The organism is Boudabousia marimammalium (assembly GCF_001936115.1).
GTDB lineage: Bacteria > Actinomycetota > Actinomycetes > Actinomycetales > Actinomycetaceae > Boudabousia > Boudabousia marimammalium.
Window position 1 is genome coordinate 241,743 of sequence record NZ_MPDM01000002.1, and the last position, 22,901, is coordinate 264,643.

Consider the following 22,901-nt stretch of genomic DNA (forward strand, 5'->3'; position numbering starts at 1 on the left):
CCCATTTGAGTTGGTGTCACCGTAAATCCAATCACGATGTTTATCATACCGTTACCTTACCTTCTTGTCTCAGAAAAAGGAAGCTGAGCTACTTTACTTAGCGGACACCAATTTTTCGTGAACATGCCGGCCATTGCCCCCACCCGGAGCGGGCCTGCAAGATCTTGGCGCGCTGCAACTGCTCAGCAGGTGAAGCCTGCGAAGGAAGCCCGCTACCACCCACTGAACGCCACGTGGAGACACTGAACTGGTAGAGGCCGTGGTAGCGGCCGTTACGACTCACTGCACGAGGATTACCGCCTGATTCGCATTTAGCTAGCGCCGCCCAGACTCCGCCCGCCGGAGCTACAGCAGGGGCGCCGCTGGTGGTGGAATGCGCGGGAGCTGACTTTGTTCCACGCAAAGTAACCTGTTTCACGGGTTGCGTCAGGATTTGGCTGTCAATCTCTTCGCTGGAGACTACTTCTCCGTTGACCAGCTTGTCACGGTAAGTGATTTGCTTCTTTCCCTTCACACCTTTTTGCTTTACCCTGGTCTGGCCTTTGGTGAGCTTGTCCGTGTTAACAGTTTCATTAGCGAAAGCGATTTCAGTTGTCTCCACGCGGTCTTTGAACTCAGTCCTGGTGATAGCTACCTGAAGTTTTGAGTTGTTTCTAGTTACCTGCACAGTATCGTGCTCACCCAAAGTCACATTGGCTAGTTCCAGAGCCTGAGTGAGCGTGGTACCGGCAGGGAGAACGAGGGTGCGCGACTCTTTCCCAATCAGGAAGGGCACCTCAGTCTCAGTTTGAACGAGGGGGAGCTCTGCTCTCATGGCGCCGCGGGATGCGGTAACGACGGCATCTCGGCCGGCGATTTCTTGTTCTTTAAGTAGCTGGTTAGCTGTATCTGCTGTGGTCCAGACCTCGATGGTTTCACCGTCCACATTGATTTTACGAAGCTTCGCTTTCGCAACATGGATTACCATTCCGTCAGTCAGCGGGGTATCTAGGCTAGGTTCAACCTTATCGTGTTCGCCTAGCTCAATATTATTGTCCTCTAACGCGGATGCGACAGTGCCGCTCCAGGAGTAGCTGGCCAGCACAGTGCCGTCTAAGTCAAGTTTGTATGGGTGGTGGATGGAGGCGGCGCCCACCCCAATACCGGTAAAGGCAAAGGCAAGGGCAGTGATAGCGGCAATCCACCTGACTGAACGTCTCCTAGGTGGACGTGGCGCAACTTCTTCTTCGCCGCTGATATTGACTTGCACAAAGTTATCGGTTTGATGCTCAAAAGTGGGCATTATTGGCTGTTTTCCTTCTGTTCGACAGCAGATAAACGCCTATTCTTATGCAAGTTCCCCTAAAACGCGAGCTATCATGGCGTATCGCACACCAGTTTTCAAGAAAAATCCGCTAATTTCAGAGAGGTGAGTCACCATTTCCCGTAGACGCGGTAAGTGTTCTCCGCCAGCTGACGGCAAGCGTCCTCAAGAGGCATCTCCCACTGTTGGGCAATGAACCTGACAGTGTGAGCCATTACGTAGCTGCCGTTCGGGCTGCCCCGATGTGGTTCTGGCGTCAGGTAGGGCGCATCCGTTTCCACTAGGACTAGCTCCCTCGGCAAGACAGCGAGGGCATCACGCAAACCCTGATTCGCCTTATAGGTGATCGGGCCAGCGAAGGAAGCATACCAGCCGTTTTCCTTGAGAATCTGCGCCATCTCACTATCCCCCGAGTAGCAGTGGAAAACGGTTCTCTCTGGGGCTCCCACAGTTTTCAGCAAGCTAATCGTGTCTGCATGAGCGTCACGGTCATGAATCTGCATCGGCTTATCGAGGGCTTTCGCGATTTCACAGTGAGCAGCGAAAGCCTGCTTCTGTGCTTCCCGCCCAGGCTCCGCGGTCCGGAAATAATCCAAGCCGGTCTCCCCGATAGCGACGCAGAGCGGATGGGCAGCCGCGTCACAGACTGCGCCGATGGCTGAATCTAGCGACATTGAGTGGTATTCCTCAAGTTTCGGCTCTAAGCCATCCGGGCTTTTCTCTGTGAAGCCCGCATGGAGCGCCGCCTCATTGGGGTGAATCGCGACAGAGACTCTCACCTGATCTGGGTGCGCTTCAGCCAGTTCGAGGGCGGGATTGAGGTCCATGACCTCACAAGCTGAAGTAATCACTTTCGGAATATTAACCTCGCGCGCCCATTGCAACTGCTGCTGCAGGGAAGGGCGCACACCCTCGGGACTGGGAATCTCACCCGGATGTAAAGGCAGATGCGTGTGGTTATCGGGAACCGGGTAAGGAAGCGCCTCAGGGACTTCCGGCCACATGCGACGTTTCTTCTTACCCATTTACATCTCCTCTATGTTTTAGGAAGCGGCAAGCTCCCCGGCATTATGCTTCTTCTTTGCCATCATACCGAAGATGACAATCAAGATAACACCCAGAGCGGAGGTGACGAGGGAGCCCTCGAAACCAAAGTTGCCGCCGGAGATGAAATCTTTACCCGGAATCGGCACTGAGGTGAGCACGCTACCCTGCATGGTCAAACCTGACACGAGTGAACCATAGATGAGGCCCTGAGAGAAGTTCCAGACGGCGTGCGCGAAGCCAGCAATCCACAGGCTACCCCAGTTATAGAAAATCGAGGCGAACACAAGTCCCGCCAAAACTAGGTTGATTGCGGGAACAACGGTGATGCCGGGGTTCAGACCGTGCAGCAAAGCGAACATCAAACTGGAGACAACAAAGCTAAACAGAATTCCTTTCGCTTTAGAAAAATGCGGCATCAGATACCCGCGGAACAAGATTTCCTCAAAGGGCCCTTGCACAAGGAAGAAACCAAGCCCCAGCAGCAAAGCCGGAAGCTGGGAGGATTGGAAGTTGCTGCTGACGGAAACGCCACCCAGCAACCAAATCAGGAAAGCGACTGCACTGATTGCAAGAAAACCAGCGAAAGAGCCGGCAAGAGCGCCTGTGATGACCTGGTTTTTGGTAAAACCCAAATTTTGGGGGGTGACTTTGCTGATTCTACGAATCAGGTATAGGGCCACCATGACTATGAGGATCTGGGCAATCAGCCGGCTTAAAGTAAGCCGTTGATTGGGGTCGCCGGTTGGAATCAGGAACAGCACAATCTCAATTGGTACTGAGACACCAATCAAAATTAGTAGTAGCACACCTAAGGGAATCCATAGCAAATGTTTGCTGTCACGGTAGGGAATCGCGTCTTCAAGTTGCTGATACATGATTGAAAGTTTAACCAATAATGAAGTCGGCAACGATTTCTAGCGGGCTACGTTTATCTAGCTGCTGTAAAGCATCTCTTATCGCGGTCGGGTGGTCAGTAATGATGCCATCCACGCTTGAGCGGATGAACTGCTGGATTGACTCTTCCGTGTTGACGGTCCAGACTACGGCTTTCTTGCCGGCAGCGTGAATCTCATCAATGTTCTCTCCGGTGGCTTCACGCTCTTCCATGATGAGGTAGTCGCCCTTAAGGTCTTTCAAGTCACCTGATGAGAAGAAGTAAAGGAATCCGGTCTTGATTTCGGGGTGGCGGAGCGCAGTGTATTCAATGATTTTGTAGTCGAGGGAGAGAATCACACACTCATCTAGCATGTTCTTGTCTTTGATGAGAGCAACGACTTCATCCACCATTTTCTCGTCAGCGCTTTCTCCCTTGAGCTCTACGAACACACCAATCTTGCCTTTGGAGGCGTCTAGGATTTCCGTGAAAGTGGGGACCGGCTGCGCCGGCTGATCGGGGTAGAACTCATTTTTGACCTGAAGTTCTTTGATTTCTGCTAGGGTCATTTCGCCGGGTTTTTTAGCGACCCCGGTGACTCTAGCGAAGTCCTTGTCGTGGTTGATAATGTACTGATTATCTTTGGTGCGTTGCACATCAATCTCAGTCCATGCAACGCCCTGATCGATGGCTTTTTGGATGCCTTGGATGGTGTTTTCCGCTCCCAGATCCCCGCCGCCACGGTGTGCGACCAGTTCAATTTTCTTACCCGTGAGGAAGATTTCCGTGAAATAGGTTTGCATGATGGTCGCCACGGTCAGGTTGAAAGCGGTGATTAGGACCAGCACGCCCACGACCTCGGCCTTGGTTTTGAAACGAATCTTTTGCACCAGCTCTTCGCCGGTGAGAGCTGTAGCTTGGGTGTTAATCTGAAGCTGAATCTCACGGCCATCTTGCTGATTGAACTGGTAGAACAGTTTGGTCAAGTCCCCAATCAGGATGGGAACGGACACGAAAGCGAAGAATCCGAAAAGTTCAACACCGGAAAGCAAAAGTAGCGCGGTGGCACCTTTAACACCCATGAAGCTATAGCTCAGAGCGTAGGACAGGCCGGCCAGGATTGCTCCTAGAATTGCTGCGATACTAAGGAAAATCAGGGCGATTTTAATGATTGCCCAAATATATTTCGGGAAGAAGGCCTTCCAGTGTTTCCGCATGAGTTGGCGTGAACTGCGCAGAGCCTGCAATTCGCTTCGCCCGTCAATCAAAATGAAATGGACGGTGAAAATGTAAATCACTGCCAGCAAGGACAGCACCACTAGGGCGGCAACATAGCCTGCATAGTACAGCGGCTGCTTGAAGATGACTGAGGTGATAAAGTTCGGAATCTGGAACTGGGAGAATGGGCCCAGACTGATACCCAAACCAATCAGCGGCAACACTAGGGCCGTATAGATAACTAAGAAAACACCAATCGGGGAGAAGAAATGCTTCGCCGATTTGAGTGAAGCCCACAAGATATTTCGCATCTTCATATTGAATTTACGCTCTTGCACAAGGGAACTAACAATAATGAAAGTGTTGATATCGATGGCGAAAATAAAAATCAGCATGACTGCGCCGACCAAGATTACGGGCAAACCGTACAGACTAAAAAGGAAACCCTGATAGTCGCCACTGGAAATATTAGTGCGGCCACTGGCATGAACTAGCGCCTGCATCATCATGTTAAAAAGCGGCAGAATGAGCCCAGTAACCAGAAGTTTTGAGATGAGCTGATATTTTGCATACAGCCATAGGGTGCGGCCATTGATCGCGATCTGGTTGGTTTTTTGCTGGTCGCTCATCTATTATTCACATCATTTCTGGTCCAGATTAACCCTCGGGGCAAGCAACCTTACCCTACCAGAAGCTGTTCGTTTAAGGTTACTTCTACTATTTTGGCGGCTGTTTAGCCTCATCTAATGGTAAGCATGTAGTCGTATAGCTAGGCGACGCTCTGGTTTAGCTGCCGGATTCCTTATTTGAAGGTGGTGATTTCTTCGGCTGCTAGCCTAACGGTGTCGTGCGGCTGATAGTTGGCTTTCCCGATCGCAACAATCAGGACGGGCAGGTACCGTTCCGGATCCAGGCCCAGCGCTTGCGCAATCTGGTCTTTTTCGAATCCGCCAATAGCGTTGGTGTCGTAGCCGTGAGCGCGCGCGACCAGCATCAGCTGCATTGCGGCAAGACTGGAGTCCAGCAGGGCTTTGTCCGCAATCTCACGTGGGGTGGCGTTCTCATATTTCGGCATGAAGAAAGCCATCTTCTCGGCTTTGAACTCTGGCGTCATGTAGCCTTTCTCAACGGCCCGGCTGTAGATAGTTTCCGCATTCTCATAGGAGCGTAAATCTCCAAAAATCACGATCATGGCGGCGGAGGTGTCGTTTTGGCGAATATTTTTGCGCACCAGCGGCCGCAAAATATTCTTCCCTTCTTCGCTTTCCACAATGACGAAACGCCACGGCTGCAGGTTCACTGAGGAGGGAGCTTTCGCCGTCTGGTTAATGATCTCCAGCATTTCTTCGCGGGGAATCTTCACGGTTTCATCGAAGACCTTCACTGAGGCACGATTTAGCACAACATCTGTAAAACTATCGTTAATCATGGTTCTCTTTACTAAAGGAATCGTGGGTTTTAATCACCACACATTATAGTCTTGGATTCCCCCGTCAGCTAGCGGCTCTGAGCGGTCAGGCTACGCGGGTAGCTCAACTTTGATGCTGAGCTGTTCCCCATCACTGCTGGCCGCGGCCTTGCCCCGATATTTTTCCACTATTGACTGCAAAATGGCGAGGCCGATTCCGTTGCCGCCGGTGGCGGCGTTGCGGTGCTCATCAAGTCTGGTGAAGCGGTCAAAAATCTCACTGTAGGAGCGTTCTTCCAGCCCGTCCGCATGATTACGGGTTTCAATGATGACCCGCCTCCCGCGCTTGCTCACTGTCAGCTGGGATTCCGTGTTCACGGTAGCGTATTTGCTGAGGTTGGCCAGCAAAATAGTCAAGATTGAGGTACTCCCCCTCGTCCCCATGCGCAACCAGGCCCGGTTCCACCTTGACCTGCAAGGCGCCACCCTGTGCGGCAAGCAGCTGCACGTAATGGTCCGCGATTTCTTCCGCAACCTCGGTGAGGTCAAAATCAGCGGCCGCAAGGGGCTGCCCCTCATCCAGTTTCACCAACGTCATCATGTCGTTAATCAAGAAGTTGAGCCGCTGCGAAGCCGCCTTAATGCGGCCCAACGACTCATGCTGACCAGATAGATTTTTGCCCGGCGGTGTCCTTATGGAAACGGTAGTTTTTGTGGACGCCCTCACCCCTGTCCCCTGCCGCAATGTCACTGACGGCTTCCAGCACGTGGCTTTGATGTCCGGGCAAGCAGTTCCGGCGCAGCGAACGGCTTCGCCAGATAGTCGTCAGCCCCCAGGCCGAGGCCCTCCGCTTTGTCCTGCATCTGAGATTTCGCGGTCAACAGCAGGACAGGCGTGGTTCTGCCTTGTTTTCGGACGCTTTTGAGGACTTCCAGCCCGCTGAGTTTCGGCATCATAATGTCGAGAATGATGATGTTTAGTCGGTAACTGCCAGATAGTTAAGGGCATCTTACCCGTCGTAGACACTGTCCACAGAATAGTTGTTCTTAGCTAGAATCTGGCTGATGGCGTCGCTCAGCCCTTTTTCGTCTTCTGCGTACAGGAATCTCATATCTACAATCACATCACACTTTAGCGGTTTTCGGGGCTGGCTTGACGCTGCGCTGTTTGCTCAGGGCTGGGGCGGTTGCTGTTCTGTTCGGCTCCGCGCCGGCCGCGGTCGTGGTTGCGAGGCCCTTCTTGGCCACGGTGACCATCTTGCCCGCGATGCTCACGGGGACCATTCTGCCCTCAGTGGTCTTGACCGGGGCGTTCACCGCTTTCAGCACGGTTGCGGGTGGTGTTACGCTCCATGTCTTTGACATGTTTTTCAGGTCCGCGTTTATTAGCTCCGGGCACGGAACGAATATCTCCAGGTAGTAGTCCTGACGGGTTTTCCTGTGAGGCTTCTACTTCCTGACGGTCCGCGACGCGGCGCCTTTCATGACGGAGGTCGCGGTCACAGTGAGACTTGTACTCTTCTAGGCTGGTCACCTACATAACAACCGGAGTGGGCTCAGGGGTGGGCGTTTCTAGGTTATTGCCGGAAGGTCCAGCAATGATCGCTACCATCGCTAGTGCGCTTAGTACGCTCATTTTCTTCTCCTAGATAGTTTCAAGTTTTGCAATCAAGCGGGTTTGATTTCTTGCTTACTTTCTAATCTAGGGGGGTGAACCTTAAACGAACCTAAAACGGCACTATTTCGCTTTTGGTTTAGATTTTAGAAGCTCCCTGAGGACAACTCTGTGTTTGATTAGTACCCGAGCTCGTCCATGATTTGGTTGATGCTGGCGAACATATCTTTAATATCGTCAAGGGTTTCCTCCGGGCTGATAGTGATGATTCGAAGCGCGTTTTTGTGGTCAAGTTCCGTAGTGAAGATGCCTGCCACATTATCTCTTCTAAGCCGTTCCGCGAGCGCAATGTTTCGCTTAGCGCTTTCCTTATCGGTTTCGGCTTTGACCCTGAATGTGACGATGGCAAGGCTCGCTTTTGACACTAGCTCTAGGCGTTCAGATTCGACGATTTGGGTCTCAAGCCATTCCGCGTATTTGATTGAAGAGTTAATCATTTTGCTTAGTTTCGCGCTGCCCAAAGTTTTCAGGGTAAGCCAGAGTCGAGGTCCGCGGGGCGGACGGGTGAGTTCCGGGCCTAGGTCCCACCAATTCGGGTATTGGTCGCTATCTTTAACATCTTGCAGGTATTCACCGCCGACACTGTAGGTTCGTAGAAGGTTTCTGAGATCCTTCACAAGGCAGAAAGCGACTCCGTAAATTTGGAACAACCATTTGTGTCCATCCCAAGCGATAGAGTCTGACTTTTCGATTCCTTTGGCGAGATGCTTGTATTCGGAGAGGACTACCGATCCACCGTAGGCTGCATCTACGTGAAACCAGAGGTCTTGGGCTTCGCAGATTTTGGCGATTTCATCGAGGGGGTCAATTGCTCCGGTGTTGGTAGTTCCGCAGGTGCCAATAACAACGAAGGGGATGAGGCCGGCAGCTTTATCCTTTTCGATTTGAGTTTCAAGGTCGCTGGCAACCATAGCGAAGTTATCGGTTTTTATGTAGCGCCAGTTTTCTTCGGGGATCCCGATTAAGTGCAGACATTTGTGGTTAGCGGTGTGGGTTTGATCAGTGAGGTAGACAGTAGCTTTTGAGATATCCCTAAGGCCAACCTTGGCGTCACGAGCAGCGGTGAGAGCAGTGAGCCCCGCCATGGTCCCACCGGAGGATAGGATTCCTCCGGCACGAGGGTTAGTATCGTATCCAACTAAGCCGAGAGCCCAGTTGATAACCTCTTTTTCCATTGCACTAACCCCAGGAGCAAGATGCCACCCTCCGGCATGAGAGTTGTATGCGGTTGAGATAAGATCTCCCAGCCAAGAGACAGCTTGTGCAGGGCCGGGAATGAAACCGTAGTAGCGGGGATGGCGCAGATTAGCGTCACGTTCCAGTAGTTCGATTTCTTCTTTGATAGCGTCTTCCAAGTTTGAGCCGGTTTCCCCAATAGGTGAGATTTCAACTTTCTTGCGTACTTCCTGACGATTTTTGAAGCCTTTTAAGGGGTTGAAGTCGTTTTGTTCGTAATCGTTGAAAATTTTGTGGATAAACTGGCTTGCGATTTCCGCTATTTGACTCTCATCGGGTTGCGCAACAGGGGTGCCTGCCACTTCTTCGTTCCGTGTTGAATCTTCGTCAACCATTCTTTCCCTCCCATTTTCTTTAGCTTTATCGATTGCGTGCAATACCCTATTTTGGGGGCGTTCTCTTAGAGGAACCTCATGGCTCCGACATGTGAACGCCCACGCATTCATTATCGTTCCTTTATTTCATTTCCTCAACTGTCCTAGTTTCGTCAAAGTCTTCGACAAAGTACAGGGCAGGTTTTCGCGGAACTTGCTCCTACTCGGCCTTTTGATTATCTTAAGGATGGGCAATCAGAACCAAGCGGCAGGACAAAGAAAAATGGGGAAAAAGCAGGCTTTCTTAGTGATTGGAATTTTCCTGATTATTTTTGGCCCCTCGACCGCATTGCTATTTAGTAACTACTTTCCGGGTATATTGGTGTCGGTTTCAGGAGTACCCTTCCTTGTAATCGGGCTAACCAAAGACAGCGAAGACGAGGATGAGGATGATTCCTCTGACCTGCACTAGGTGAAGCCTAGCTCTTAGCGCTGAGTTCGATTAGTTTCAGCGTTGTCTTCCAATTTCGGGTTGTGCAGGCGACTTTGAGTTTTCTTTCAAAGAAGGTGTTAGTCAGCTTGGTTTGGTGATAGCTGCCCTTCGCGTACACAAAAATGTACCGGCCTGCAATAGCTAACCTGTCATCACCGGTATCAGCAGCCAAGACCTCGGCAATGTTCTCTTGGTCAGGTTCAGTCTTAAGCGTCGTCAAATATAAATGACCATGGTCATCAGTCAGCTCAAGAAGCGGATTACGTGAACAGGATTCAGTAAACTCTGCAGCGTCTCGAACAATCACCGGGACCTCGAAACCGTACTTCTCCAAGATGGCTTGTTCCAGAGTATCTTCCAGGTCAGAGAGCTCATCATGCGAAGTAAAAATAATATTTCCGCTTTGAATATAGGTTCGCACCTCAGTCCAGCCCAAGCCTTCACACAAAGATCTCAAATCTTGCATCAAAATCTTTCGTGTGGCGCCCAAATTGATTCCGCGCAGAATCGCTATCTTAGTTTCCGTCATGGATTCACCCCTCGTTTCCTAAAATCATATGACAAACCTCAAGCTTAGACATCTATGCCAGGCACGTAACTGGCAAGTGTCGAGAGCTATTTACAAAACGTTGTCAGCCTGCCAGATTACGCTACTGCGAAAGCCGTCATCGGTGAGGCAAACATAGGAATTTCTCTTAACAGCCGACCTTAGGATGATGAAGCTATCCGTTCGATTAATCCGTTCACCCAGTCCACCGCCTCCTGAAGACTCTGCCTCACCGGAAGCGAAGAAGCATATTCCACATAGGGCACTTCCCAGTCCTCGTGGGCTGTTATTAGTGGCGGCCACACTTGCGCTTTCCTGTACGCGAAAAGACGCTCACATACATCCCTAAGTTCCTCTAGCTCAACTTCAGCGTTACTGTCGATAATCTGCAAATCAACGAGATCTCTAACCCTGTCTGTGTTTCCACTAAGAGCATGAATCTTCTGAGCAACCTGATGCGTCAACGGCATCAACGGGACTTCCCTAGGAACTGGCAAACCAACAGCAGTAAAAGCCCGAGCTATGTGACCTGGAGTTTGCCAATTGGCTTCGTCCGCGTCACCGATCTCGTTGTGCCCAACCTCAAAGGGAACAGTGCACCAAGGTTTACCCATGTAGGAGATCTTCACATCATGTGGCCTCATTACGTAGTCTCTCGGAATTCCGTGCGGCGATGGCGGCTCACGTTGCAATACTCGTCCCGTAAACCCCTCCCAGCCCTGATATAAGGTCGCGCTTAAGGACTCAATATATGTTTTCACATCTGAGGTAGCGGCAGTATCTAAATCAGTCGTGAATCTAGTGGCTCTATCGCCAAACCTCATCTTTATGGCAGTCCCTCCTTTAACCACACCGTCAGGCAGCATAGTTGCAACGATCGCGTTTGCCATCATCGTTCTAATCTCAACATAATCGGCGCTTTGATTAGCGCACATACGTCTTATCGCATTGTCGAGATGACGCAAACTCCGTGGTTTCTGACTCATTCGCCTATCTCCTGTTTTAAAGAAGCCGCCTCATCTTTGGAAAGATATCCTTGCTCTTGTGCAACTAAGGCAGCTTGTAAAGCCCTTTCTCTCCCCAAAGTTGCGACCGCAGTTACAACAGCTTCCCGGATTGGTTGTGCCGGAACCCCATCGTAGCAAGTCCGTTCGGGTAGAGGTTTTCTATCCACAATTTGTATTCCGGTTCCGACCTGGCGTCTAACTCTGCTAGTGGAAGCAACCCACATTTTCGTCGGATCTGTCGGCACTAATCCCAATAGAGCAATCACCGATTCCCCATATAGATAGGCGTCAACACCAACCGACTTTACTGCAATAGCAAAAGGTAAAGACGATTGAAAAGGCCAAACCGGCATTTGATATACCCCACGAGCAACCCGCGCCAACTTGCCCCTCCTAGAGAATTGAACCATCTCAGCGTTAGAAACGCCAAGGCGTCGCGCTTCAAAGGAAGTGATTAAGCCGAATTCGTCGACGGCATCATAGATTGAGTCAATCTTCTTCATGTCAAAAGTATAGCATTTTCACACTATTTTTGACTGTCACCTAGATTGTTCTGCTTGTCTAGCACACAAACCTATCTAGCTTCGAAAGACAGGTTTTGAGATCCTTACGAATCGCTTTCAGACTCTTTAGCGCCTTCTTATGCTCATTTTCTTCGTCAGCTTCAGCCTGCTCAATTAGCTCACTGATGAGGTCTAGTTTTTGCATTATCTGTATCCGCGCTGTGCGGGGCACGAAACAAAGCTGATATGGCTCAGTCATAGCTGCCTTTGACAAGGCCAGGACCCTAGCACAATACTCCCGAGTGATCTCCACAGAGTCATCCCCGTACAAGGCGAGTAGGGATAACGCCCCAGAACCAGCGAGGCCGAGGGCGCCCGCCCCACCAGCGATAACTGCGGTACCGCCGGCCATCCCTAAGCCACCTGCGGCGAGGGCCCCACCACCGGCTGCGGCCAGACTAGCGCTAGTTAATGCTGCGCCGCTGAGTCCAGCGAAAGAGCCACCAAACAGGAGCACGGCAAGTTCAGGCGCGAACAGTAATCCTGCTCCCCCTGTCACTATTGCCCCCAAACCGGTGAGTGCGACTCCACCCACAATCTTCTTGGTTGTCCCTAAGAGTGCCCGTCGGGATGAAGAGTATGAGTGTTTCAGCTCCTCAATGGTGTCTTTACTGATCTTTGTTTGGCTAGCTAGGAATACGTCTTGGATATAGTCGGACCCGATTTTGAGTTTCTTGTATTCTTTATCGTTTTCGGAGTTGAGCGGAGCGTAGGGGTTGAAGGCATTTAGTTCTTGCGCAATCAGCAGCGCTTGAAGTCGGTCTTCCTCGCTATCAGATAGGTTCTGCAGCTGCTGGTAGGCGATCTTCTCGGCGAGGGCGGGGCGGGCTTCAATCTGTTTAACGTCCTGCATCGCTTGCAGCCATTCTTGTTTCCACTGTTGCTTCAAAGCGACCTCATCTAGGGAGCTGGCCGACCAGCAGTCATGCTCAATAGCGGCAACCTGCAACGCGGTAACAATGCGGCGGCTATCTTGGCTTAGTTCAATCACGCTGGGTTCAGTGACGGGTACTTCGTCTACATACAGCACCTTGATTTCTTCGCTTTCCGGGTCGCGGTGTTTGAAGTGATTTACCCAGAACTCGCCGATATCACCTTTAAGATAGTCAGAGTCTTGATAGATAGCTACCCCCATCCTGACTACCCCAACATAATTGATTCTGAGGAAGAAATCGCCAACAGCGGCAGGGCTTCCACCGGTTTCCACTGCTGCTTGAACAGCGGCGGTTGTCATGTTTGTGCCCACAAATGTGCTGCTGGCAATGGTGAGCATCCGGGTGAGCGCCCGGCTCTTGTGTGGCATGAAGGCTTGAGGGTCCAAGAGTTTCAAATCTGAGATGCTACGGACGTTCTTACGCTCAATCTCATCTTTGAGCCTGGTAATCATGTAGAAGGCTCGCACGATTGCTTCATTGATTGCGACGGCTTTAAGTTGGCTGGTTGCCTGAGCGAATAGACCCAGTTCTGTTCGCAAATCGAATCGGAGTGGTTTTCCATCCGAAGTTTTGAACATGGTTCCGTTAAAGAGCTTCGACACCCATTGTGAGAACGCAATCTTATCATCCCCATGTTTCAGGTTAATGTTTTTAAATAAAGGTAGCGAGGATAGTTCTTTGAGCGTGCTCAGGAGTGGGCCGGGGATCCCTGTACCTTCACCCGGGTTAGAGCTAGATCCTGCCATGTCGCTAACCAAGTGCATGGCCCAGTTAAAGGTGCCTAATAAGATTTTTTCCCCGAAGGTTTCTCCGATAAGTTGAGCTTCTGCACCAGCGACTCCAGCAGACATCTCGAAGACAGCGAACTTGCCTGCTGTGTTGGTCCCGTATCCTTTTTGCGTGAACTGGGACAGGATGGAGAAGACCAGGCCAAGTGCTGTCGGGTGGTGCGTGAAATCGCGGAGGTGATGTTGTAGTCCTCCCCCAAAATCTGCGGTTAGCTTGTCGGAGGACATCGGGTATTCTTTCTCCAGGTACCTGATTGCCTGCTCAAGGCTAGTAATTCTGGAGCCTTTTCCGGTGCGTTTTGCATCCAGTTTCGCTGCTTCAGTTACGAAACTGCCGACTTTTTCCCTGCCCCAGTTGTGCGCATTTTCAAGGTTGAATTTCTTTTGCAGAAAGATATTTAAAATCCCGGTCAGCATTCCGCTGGAGACAGCAACGAGGCAATCACTTCTGTCAGCTTTTGCGACACTGGGATCGAAATCTGCCTGAAATTCGAAGGTGTCTATTGCCGAGGGCGTCTCAACAACCTCAAACTGGAAGCGCGAGCCGCCCCAAACAATATCAGGCAGCCGGGTAGATAGCTCTGGAAGATTGATTTGCTTCGCTACAATTTCTTTGCCCACGCTGGCCTCCATTGACTAGTTTCTCAGAGCTACAATACTAACTGGCAGTATAAAAAGGATACATGTCCCCTATATTTCTTCTATACCTATCTTTTTCAGATACTCGTATATTCCATCGTAGTATTCCGGTGGCGCGGTAGGGTCATCATCGCTACCTGTGGGAACAAAAATCACCATGCCTTGACGTGCTCTAGTTAAGAGAACTCGATAAGAGTTCTTAAGATACAAGATGTCTTCAGCTTTCCTAACATTCTGCCATTTTGTACCTTTGAAAGCGTAATATGAGAATTTGCCGTCCACCATTCTTAAATCGGCATCCCAACCGACGATGGTCCAGTCTAGTTCGAGTCCTTGGACATCAAACTCTGTTGCCGCTTCTTCCAAATGGCATGACGATCTAACGTCCTCTTTGGCATTAAGAAACCAGACTGGAGCACTGACTTTGCTTTTTACCCAAATACCTTCTCTACGTAGGCGGAGTGCGCGTGAACTTGCTATCATCCCGTAGCGTTGACTACCTTTGGCTTTGCTCTTTACCCATTTCCGAGCAGTTTCTATATTCCGGGTAACCAAAATCGGGAATTTATCCGCAAATCCTGCGTGAAGCTCGCTAGCTGCTTCAACATCGCAGTCCAGCAAGTGCTTCACAAATGTTGAAACCTTTTCGCTCCGGTATGAGCGAAGAGAAACTCCTAAGTGCAAATCTTTTTCGATGTTGCAGTTAATTCCTTCAATGAGTTGCTCTAGCGGTTCACCTTTCGAATACTCTTCATCAGTTATCTTGTCTGAAATATAGACATCCCAATCCCTGAAACTATGCCTAATCGCATCGAACCAGCCTGATATGCCGGCTGATTCACCGCTGTTTATTTCTTGCCCACCGCCAACTAGACAGACAATAGTGGCCCAGTCCAGGTGCCTATCTAATATGCTGATCAAAAACTCAGGTTCCGAAATATCAAAATTCGGATGGTTCTTTTTCTCTTTCATAAACTGTGCAAGCTTTGGCTGATCCCAGGCACGTTGAGCTTCATCAAAGATTACAACTTTTTCTGTTGGAGCTTTCTCTGTGGACAATGCATCATCACGGAAATGATGTATGAGCTGAATGAACTCCTTTGCCTTTCTATCAGCTTCTTTCTTTCGAATATCATTACGTTCATGGTCGTCCCTTGCTAAGGCTTCTTGCAAAACGGCAACTAGGGGACCATTCCCAGAAAGGAAAACCGCGTGTTCGTTCTCGTCAACATTTTGTCTCTGAATCGCAAGATTAAGGCCTGCCAGTGTTTTCCCTGCGCCCGGAACGCCTGTTATGAAACAGATTGATTTCCTTCCCTCACGTTTACTGTGATCGATAATCCTGTTCACAATAGCTGCGGTTTGATTGAGGTTCTTCGCATTTGCATCGCTACGTGCGATATCCTCCACATGGTGCCCGTTGTATAGCACCTTCGCGGCCTCGACAATTGTTGGCGTCGGCTTGTATGCAGATCCCACCCACTGCTGCGGATCAATATGCCTGCCACCGTAGTGTTCTACAACTCTTTTTATATAGCTGGACAGGTCTTGACCGTTTGAGCGGTATACCTCAATGATGTTATCGATATTCTGGGGGACGGATTTTTGACTGGTCATGGATGAACTCGCGCCAGTACAGATTAGGATTGGAGAAAGTATAAGATTATGGCTTTCCTCATGGAAATCCTTAAGATCCAAAGCATAGTCAATAACCTGGTCCAATGCTTCACGGGTATACTGCGTTGCTCCCACCTTGAACTCCAGCAAAAACACAACCCCACCATAGATCAGCACGTTATCGATCCTTTTACCAATTCGGGGAATCGTGTACTCAAACAACAAGTACCCACCGGGTAGTGACGACAAAGCTTCTTTCAGTAGCCTGATCTGCTCTTGCCAGGCGTTCTTTTGCAAATCCCCTGCACTAGATTGATCGTTCTGAATAATCTCTCCGAAGATCGCGTGTTTTTCTGAACCGATAAACTTATCTACGTAGTGAGAATAATATGCCCTTCGCACAAGCTGCTCCCAAAGTTGCTTATCTTTAAAACATTAGATCCGCTTGAACGGCCGTATTTATTGAAAACTAGGCCCCAAGCGAATCACCTTATCGTTACTAGTCTAATCCCATAGCAGCAGACGTATCCCAAGCCTCGCCAAAACTCTCCACACAAAACCAGAAGAGATTGCTTCTTTATAGCAGTTCGGGTACAGCTTGCCGATCACCCACCAAATCAAACAAACCAGCAAGCAAAGCTATCCTACGACCAATCATAGGTGAACAACACGATCCGGCTCTTAGGCTCGAAGAACAGCAAAATAGCGTCGGCCCCGCTGCCGCAATAGTTGTAGCCGGCAACCTCACCCACATCCAAGAACTCTCTGCCCTGATGGGAAAGTGAAATCCTGTCATTAGGTAGCCCCTCCACCGGATCAATCGTCAGCACAAAAGCCAGCGAGTTCTCCCCACCCAAAGAGCGAGACACCAATGAACAACACTCAAATCACCTAGCCCTAAAACCTAGGACACTCCACCAGACCGTTTTCATGTAGTACGAAATAAAATCAGCAACAATAGATAGCAACGGCTAAGAAGCTCATTTTGGTATTATAAGCTGAAAGTACATCTTTGACATCTATGCACCATTTAAAGGAATATCTATATTGAGAGAGTTAATCCTACTCCTTATCGCTGTTACCCTTGCAATTTTGAAAATCCGCAAGCAGAGTTCCACTACTTTGAAAAAAGTTTACTCAGTGGCGCAGTAAGCATCATCACAGCCTTTGCAATCCGAATCTTTTTGCAGAAGTTAGATACCTGTTTACTCACTCCTGATTTCCTCTCAATAACAGCAACAGTATTGTTCCTAACAGGCATCTTTAGCACAGCCTTTGGCCTAATCATTAAAAAACTGGAGAAAAAGTTTGGTTGTTTACCCATAAGACAACTTATTCAACACTTTTTTCACAGTACTTGGAAAAATATTACAGAAATATTCAATAGCATAGCGAAGTCTACTATATCTGGCTATAAAGAAATCATAAATAACGAACAAGAAGAAGAGTGGAAAAAATTCCTCAAATTTTATCTGGCCGCTATTATCGTCCCAGGAGCCATTGCTGCGCTTAGTGCCCCTACCTTAATATCCCAAAGCGAAAACAATACAGGCAACTCCTTCATCACCCTAATTGTTACTTACAATTTTCTTTCCATTATCCCAATTCTCGCTACTTGGCTTTTTTGTTTAGTTGCCCTTGCATTCAGTATGGGAATTTTCAGCGATAACTTAAAGTTTAAAATGAACATAAAAGGAAGCTTCACTACAGTTGCCCGCTTTGTTGGATACGGGACTCTTTTGGGCTTGATAAGTGCGACGCTAATGCCCATTACCGCACGATTTCACTATACAGACAAGCCAAATCTTCAAATAAAACCGGAAGCCTTTATCACATTTCCTTCGTATGGTGCATTCCTATTCTTTTCCGTTGGGTTATGTATAAGCGTTTTCACCTTATGGGATAAATATGACAGCATTATTTGGCGACGGCTGATTATGCCGTTAGCGTCATATCTACTACTATGGGCCGTAATGAGATTCCCTAAATTTAAGCTCACACCGCGAGAAATCTTTAATAGCTCTATCGTCGAACATGCTAAAACCTCGATAAAATGTACACCAGAAGCTATAGTCTCCCAAGAGCCGTCATATACTTTCATAGAAGACTTTTTCCGTAAATGTGGAAGTGCCTCCATCATGAGCGAAGGTGGTTTACTCATATCGGTTGGAATAATCTTTATCGCAAGCGCAATTTACTTCCTACATGAGGATTTTAAATCACGCTTGAGCATCGATGCTGCAAATGATGATATTGACAATCCATTACGGTCTGAACATACAATTTCCTAGATGCCCGTTACTTTATTTAGGAGCCCATATTCTTGCAGTTTTACGACATGACAAGTTTGTTAGTTGCACAATCCCGGTATGGCTGTTTACCCCTTCTATTGAACGATTCGAGGAGTGTTGTTGCCGGGGCCGATGGAGTGTTCTAGGTTTTTAGGTTCTGGTGGTTTGAGGGTTGGCTATTGGCGCCTCACTTTTTGGGTGGGGAGAATAGATGAATAGTGAAGAAGTTTACGAAGCACACTCCAGAACAAATTATTTGCAAGTTGGAAAAGACCCGGGAACTCAAAGAGACCGGATCTGCCACGGCTTAGATTCTGACTCAAACGGACATTTCGCAACACTGGAAATAATTACTTCTTTCTCTTTGGTTTGGGGGCAGGTAGATCATCGTACATTGCGTTAAGTAGACCAGCTAGAAATTCCTTATTGTCCAGTTCCTCTATCAAAAGCATCTTTTTGGCACCCTCGTAAGGTAACTCGTATCGATGGTTTGGCAGGTATTCTTTTGCAGAGTCTACGGCCTTAAGCAAAAATCTATTGTCATAAATGCCGCCAATGATTTTGCCACGATAATAGATAATAAACTCACCCATCATGGACCGATAGGTTATTGATTCCAGCTCAGATAGTTGCTCTAAGATGAACTCCAAATATTCTCGTTCTGACGCTATTGTTCTCACCCACAAAACCTATAACTGTACTGTAATACTTACGACCAATCATAGGTAAATAACACGATTCTGTCTTGGGGTCGAAGAACAGCAAGATAGCGTCGGCTCCGCTACCGCAGTAGTTGTAGCCGGCAACCTCGCCCACATACAGAAACTCTCTGCCCTGATAGGACAGGGAAATCCCATCGTTAGGCAGGCCGTCCGCAGGATCTATTGTCAGTTTGAAAGCAGGCGGCACAGGAGCTGTCTCAGACCAGTTTCCATACCAGATTTCCCCACCGAAACCATCCAGGAAAGCCTGCGGATTATCTTCCTGCCAAGGCAGCAGCTGCCCAGTCGCTTGGAAACGCTCACGACTACGCTGATAGGTAGCTTTCATCTTTTCAATGACTTCAACCATGTCTTCATCCTCGTCCCCATGGGTAGGTGAGGAAACGAAATAGTCTTCGCTAGCTAAAAACCGGTACCTGTTATCTGCGGTCAACTCGAAAGCCAACCAGTTCTCACCACAAAACTCGGTATGGAACTCCTCAGTCCCCTCTCCAATCAAACCGTCATGGGGCTCGAAGGGATTCAACATATGCACAACAGTGCCACGCAACTCCTCTTGCAACAGACCCAAATCGATAGAGATCAACGGCAGAAAATAATTGGCGAGCCAAGGCTGTTCCTGAACAAACACATCCTCAGGGAAAGGCGACAGTCCCGCCACAACCTCGCGAACGTCTTCTTGCTGAACAATCCTTAGCCATACAACTCTCGAATCAGCTCTTGAGCCTGCGGCGAATAGCAAACATTGACGAAGGTTTCACCATCGCGAGACTTTCCTAGATATGCTGCAATGCCTACTTCAGCTCCACGACTCGTTGGAGATAGCATTCCGGCGTCATCACGGGTCAGGTAACCGGCCTCAATCAGTGAGGCATTGAGCTCTTTAGCGCTCGTAGTGCTACCCCAATCTTTCAACATAGCCCCAGCGAGCTTATAACCTTGTTCAGTCCAGTAGGATTTTTCGTAAAGTTGGTCTCCCCCAAGGGCATCTTGGCTGTCGCCGAGGGTGTCTTGCCTATCGCCGAGGGCGTCTTGCGCGTCGCTAAAAACAAAAGGAGAAACAATCGGCACTTGAGCATATTTGCGCACTAGACTAAATACTCTACCTTGGTCCTGCCAACGTGCTTGGCAGCCAACGACCACGAATAAATCCTTCGCCCGCGACACCGCGACATTCATCAATTCCAACGTATTATCAATAAATGCTGCCCGCTCACTGGTTTCCCCATAAACCGATGAAAAGACGATGACCGGCCGTTCTGCACCCTGGAGACTATGCGCGGTGCCAACGGTAATGTTGCGGGCAATATCTGGGCAGCTCTTATGTAAGGCACGTCTGATACGGGCTGCTTGCGCAGCAAACGGCGTAACGACACCGATAACAGCTTTCTCACTCACTCGGGCATCGCCTTCGTCATCCTCGCCGCAGTACCGTGTCTTGAAAAACTCATAGTTGTCTCGGATCCATCTGGCTACGGCTTCGGCCTCCTGTTGATTCACCCGGCTCGAACCAACAGTTTGGTCCTGCGTGCCCGGAACTAGATAAAACAAGAACGGGTTAGAAACCTTATCGGCAAGCTGATAGCCTTTGTCGGGGCGACTGGGCACAAGTTTCCCGTCATAAATAAGTTCGTTACAGAATCCAATAATCCCAGCATGGCACCGGAAATGTTCGGACAAGAACAAGCCTGGGTACGGCTGCCCAGACGATCCTAAATAAGCCCAATTGCCCGCGTGACTGGCTGCTCTCATTACTGAGGACGGCTGTGAGGCAGTTAAACCACACCTCTTCATGGTCTCCCAATACGATTCCACACCGTTCAGCTCCGGCGCGCCACCAGTGGGGTGTTCCTCGCCGGTAGCAAGCCTTTCATCATTGATAGGATCAATATTCCAGATCGGAGAGAGCTGGCGTTCATCCCCCACAACAACGGCACGCTTAGCGAAGGCGAAGGCTGAAGCACCAATCGAGGTATCTATCTGCCCGGCTTCATCAACAATGAGCAGATCTGCGCGAGAAAAACTGTACTGGGGTTGAGCCAGTTTACCCGCCCATAAAGAGAAATATCTCGGCACTTGGTACGCAGTCATCACGAAACACGGAGTTAACGCACAAGCCTGTGGCCAGTATCTGTCCATTACCCTTTCGGTGGTTTGCCACCTATCATCTTCTGGAACAAACGAATTACTCTCTGCTGTGCGCAACCAGGTTGCTTCATAATAGTGCACAGCTAACCAAAACTCGCGATACCGCAGCGTCACATCAAGAAGCTCATCGAGTTCATGAAGAGATTGAAGGCTACGAAACTTCTGACCATGTTCAGCAGTTATGACGCCCTCGGCGCAAAGCTCATCTATGATATTCTCCAGTTCTTGACCAGCTTTCCTCCCCCGAGATACGAGGGCTAGCAGATTTTCGTAACTGTTATCAGCTTCGCGCCATTGACGCTCGCATTGGGACAGTGCCTGGAGATAGAAGTCGAGGACGCCAGCAAGTGTTCGCACTTCCGGCGGGAACGTTTCACCAAGTTGCTTGTTTGCAGCGATCACTAAGTCTTCCGGTTCAGAACGCCGAAAAATCCTCTTCAAAAAGCTTTGCTTAGAGTCTTTTATTGCCTGCCAACGGCGTATGGCCTGCTGGTATTCTTCACATTCTTTTGCTTTGGTGTTGCGTTCTTCTTCTTGGGCTTTCACCTGGGCAGGGTTGGGGGTTTCTATATAGTCTTTGAAACTCATGATAAGTTGACGACGACGGTAGTCAATATTCGCTAGTTGCTGCCTGAGTTTCCGCTGAATAGCCGCAACACTGGCCGCTGCCTCCATTGGGCCGAATCGAAGATATGCTGACGCTTGTCTTTGAAAATATGCAATAGCTAATTTGGTGTATTCCAAGGTCGAATAATCCGTGTACACGCCAGCTTTTTTCACACTGTCAACGAGGTAACCAAGTTTTTTAGCTGTCTCATACTTTGAAACGGACGGACAGTAAGTAGCCAAGCCATGCAGGGGACGTAAACCACCAGAAACGGCTGCATCTGGTAGCCAACGAGCATCTACCCCGCCCGCCTCTTGCGTACCTACTGAGCTAAACGAATCGATAATATTCGTAACCGCTTGATTATTGGTTGACGTACACAATATCAGTGGAGCATCAGCTCCACGCAGCGCATGCCGTGTTACAAGGTTCGCAACTACCGCTTGAAGCATCGTAGTTTTCCCGGTGCCCGGCGGTCCACTAACTGCGGTGACATCGCCCTCGTCATCAGCCAAGAACCCGTGGAGCGCAGTGCGTTGCGATGGTGTCAGCGGAAACTTGCTTCCCATATTTGCGCACGACTTCAGCATGCTTTCAACATGCGTCTCCTGATCGGATAGAGCAGTGTCTATTCTCTGCGTAAAGTCTTGAACCGAAACGAGTTTCTCATATAACGGAACTGGGTGAGCCGCTAACACCTTTTCGAGAACAGAATATAACTCAACAATCGCCTTATTCGCGATAATGTTCTCACCAACAATGAGATAGCAGGTTTCAGAACTTACACTCAAAGTCGAATCGGCATCGAACGACTCCTCCCAGTCGCCCAGTTTCTTCCCCACGACACTTTCAAACAACGAAATCGCATAGGAAAGATAATCTGCCCAAGTATCTACCCGGGAGGCTTGAGACACTCCAGTGCTGACGCGAAAGCTCCAGAAATCAGCAAGCGTACCAATAGTGAAATTGGTGTTCCCGGGATACTCCAACCACTGCGCCGGAATCCAGGGTTCACCGTCAGCAGGGCTGCCAGAGAGAACTCCCTTTTTGTCCACAGTACAAGGAACAAGCAGCAGCCCAGACTTCATATCATTGCGCTCTACCGTCACCAGCGAGACGATAAGGCTACGGCTACTGGATTTATTATCCTTTTTAAAGATTTCTTTAGTTATCTCTGGCGGAAGAATACCTTTTTGTAGTTCTGAAAAAGCAAGCTGGAGAAAAGGCGTACGCGCACTAAATGTCTGCTCAGGTAAGCAGGCGCGCTTTTGCACATCATGGAAATAGCGGGTGATTAGAGGTGCTGAAACGCTAGTTGGTCTATTCAATTTGGCTTCATTGCGCTTTACCACGAGCTTCATCCTTTACTACAGCAGAGTGGTCTTTAGGCTGATACTGCCAACAACCACCACATAGCCTGCCAGCAATATTGCATCACATAATTGTATCTACTATGCAACACTCCACAT

General features: G+C 49.3%; 21 protein-coding genes. 2 read left to right on the top strand and 19 right to left on the bottom strand.

From position 1 onward, the window contains the following. Positions 1-97: 97 nt before the first annotated feature. The 10 genes from BM477_RS02650 to BM477_RS02695 form a co-directional block, all read right to left on the bottom strand. Positions 98-1,282 carry a resuscitation-promoting factor gene (locus BM477_RS02650; RefSeq protein WP_075361122.1) on the bottom strand — a complete coding sequence of 395 codons (1,185 nt, stop codon included), beginning with the start codon at positions 1,280-1,282 and terminating at the stop codon, positions 98-100. 131 nt (positions 1,283-1,413) lie between these two features. Beyond that, on the bottom strand, positions 1,414-2,328 hold the full coding sequence (locus BM477_RS02655) for a TatD family hydrolase (RefSeq protein ID WP_075361123.1): 915 nt from the start codon (positions 2,326-2,328) through the stop codon (positions 1,414-1,416). Between the two features lie 18 nt (positions 2,329-2,346). Then, positions 2,347-3,225, bottom strand: a complete 879-nt coding sequence (locus BM477_RS02660; protein WP_075361124.1) for a CPBP family intramembrane glutamic endopeptidase — start codon at positions 3,223-3,225, stop codon at positions 2,347-2,349. Positions 3,226-3,235: 10 nt separating this feature from the next. Then, entirely contained in the window at positions 3,236-5,071 is a 1,836-nt protein-coding gene (locus BM477_RS02665; RefSeq protein ID WP_075361125.1) for a glycerophosphodiester phosphodiesterase family protein, read from the bottom strand. 173 nt (positions 5,072-5,244) lie between these two features. After that, the gene (locus BM477_RS02670) at positions 5,245-5,871 is read right to left on the bottom strand and encodes a nitroreductase family protein (RefSeq protein WP_075361126.1); all 627 of its coding nucleotides are present in this window, start codon (positions 5,869-5,871) and stop codon (positions 5,245-5,247) included. A 90-nt stretch (positions 5,872-5,961) separates the two neighbouring features. Next, positions 5,962-6,228, bottom strand: coding sequence for an ATP-binding protein (locus BM477_RS02675; RefSeq protein ID WP_245792824.1), 267 nt, complete (start codon positions 6,226-6,228; stop codon positions 5,962-5,964). Beyond that, entirely contained in the window at positions 6,173-6,577 is a 405-nt protein-coding gene (locus tag BM477_RS08345; protein ID WP_245792826.1) for a hypothetical protein, read from the bottom strand. The genes BM477_RS02675 and BM477_RS08345 overlap by 56 nt, the downstream gene beginning before the upstream one ends. Positions 6,578-6,597: 20 nt before the next feature. Continuing rightward, positions 6,598-6,825 carry a response regulator gene (locus tag BM477_RS08615; RefSeq protein ID WP_425425736.1) on the bottom strand — a complete coding sequence of 76 codons (228 nt, stop codon included), beginning with the start codon at positions 6,823-6,825 and terminating at the stop codon, positions 6,598-6,600. 316 nt (positions 6,826-7,141) lie between these two features. Continuing rightward, a complete protein-coding gene (locus tag BM477_RS02690) occupies positions 7,142-7,384 on the bottom strand; it encodes a hypothetical protein (protein ID WP_075361130.1) in 243 nt (80 codons plus the stop codon). Between the two features lie 260 nt (positions 7,385-7,644). Continuing rightward, the gene (locus BM477_RS02695; protein WP_187337392.1) at positions 7,645-9,096 is read right to left on the bottom strand and encodes a pyridoxal phosphate-dependent decarboxylase family protein; all 1,452 of its coding nucleotides are present in this window, start codon (positions 9,094-9,096) and stop codon (positions 7,645-7,647) included. 262 nt (positions 9,097-9,358) lie between these two features. On the opposite strand from BM477_RS02695, the gene BM477_RS08275 reads away from it, so the two are divergent. After that, a complete protein-coding gene (locus BM477_RS08275; RefSeq protein ID WP_158024341.1) occupies positions 9,359-9,547 on the top strand; it encodes a hypothetical protein in 189 nt (62 codons plus the stop codon). A 7-nt stretch (positions 9,548-9,554) separates the two neighbouring features. Here the strand turns inward: BM477_RS08275 and BM477_RS02705 are convergent, their stop codons facing one another. The 6 genes from BM477_RS02705 to BM477_RS02730 form a co-directional block, all read right to left on the bottom strand. Beyond that, a complete protein-coding gene (locus tag BM477_RS02705; RefSeq protein ID WP_075361132.1) occupies positions 9,555-10,097 on the bottom strand; it encodes a DUF1697 domain-containing protein in 543 nt (180 codons plus the stop codon). Between the two features lie 179 nt (positions 10,098-10,276). Beyond that, entirely contained in the window at positions 10,277-11,101 is an 825-nt protein-coding gene (locus BM477_RS02710; RefSeq protein ID WP_075361133.1) for a nucleotidyl transferase AbiEii/AbiGii toxin family protein, read from the bottom strand. After that, positions 11,098-11,625, bottom strand: coding sequence for a type IV toxin-antitoxin system AbiEi family antitoxin domain-containing protein (locus BM477_RS02715; protein WP_075361134.1), 528 nt, complete (start codon positions 11,623-11,625; stop codon positions 11,098-11,100). Before BM477_RS02715 ends, BM477_RS02710 begins: the two co-directional genes overlap by 4 nt. A gap of 58 nt (positions 11,626-11,683) precedes the next feature. Beyond that, on the bottom strand, positions 11,684-14,029 hold the full coding sequence (locus BM477_RS02720) for a hypothetical protein (protein ID WP_075361135.1): 2,346 nt from the start codon (positions 14,027-14,029) through the stop codon (positions 11,684-11,686). Between the two features lie 69 nt (positions 14,030-14,098). Then, the gene (locus BM477_RS02725) at positions 14,099-16,066 is read right to left on the bottom strand and encodes a DUF2075 domain-containing protein (protein ID WP_075361136.1); all 1,968 of its coding nucleotides are present in this window, start codon (positions 16,064-16,066) and stop codon (positions 14,099-14,101) included. A 242-nt stretch (positions 16,067-16,308) separates the two neighbouring features. Then, positions 16,309-16,533 carry a hypothetical protein gene (locus tag BM477_RS02730; protein ID WP_075361137.1) on the bottom strand — a complete coding sequence of 75 codons (225 nt, stop codon included), beginning with the start codon at positions 16,531-16,533 and terminating at the stop codon, positions 16,309-16,311. Between the two features lie 315 nt (positions 16,534-16,848). Here BM477_RS02730 and BM477_RS02735 point away from each other — a divergent pair, with 315 nt between their 5' ends. Continuing rightward, positions 16,849-17,955, top strand: a complete 1,107-nt coding sequence (locus BM477_RS02735; RefSeq protein ID WP_143230181.1) for a hypothetical protein — start codon at positions 16,849-16,851, stop codon at positions 17,953-17,955. Between the two features lie 350 nt (positions 17,956-18,305). On the opposite strand, the gene BM477_RS02740 is transcribed toward BM477_RS02735, so the two are convergent. From BM477_RS02740 to BM477_RS02750, 3 genes are read right to left on the bottom strand one after another with little or no spacing between them, the layout of a single operon-like run. Next, positions 18,306-18,551, bottom strand: a complete 246-nt coding sequence (locus BM477_RS02740) for a TfoX/Sxy family protein (protein WP_425425737.1) — start codon at positions 18,549-18,551, stop codon at positions 18,306-18,308. Positions 18,552-18,576: 25 nt separating this feature from the next. Beyond that, on the bottom strand, positions 18,577-19,338 hold the full coding sequence (locus BM477_RS02745; RefSeq protein WP_222842267.1) for a hypothetical protein: 762 nt from the start codon (positions 19,336-19,338) through the stop codon (positions 18,577-18,579). Between the two features lie 32 nt (positions 19,339-19,370). Beyond that, a complete protein-coding gene (locus BM477_RS02750; RefSeq protein WP_075361139.1) occupies positions 19,371-22,784 on the bottom strand; it encodes a DEAD/DEAH box helicase family protein in 3,414 nt (1,137 codons plus the stop codon). Positions 22,785-22,901: the final 117 nt, after the last annotated feature.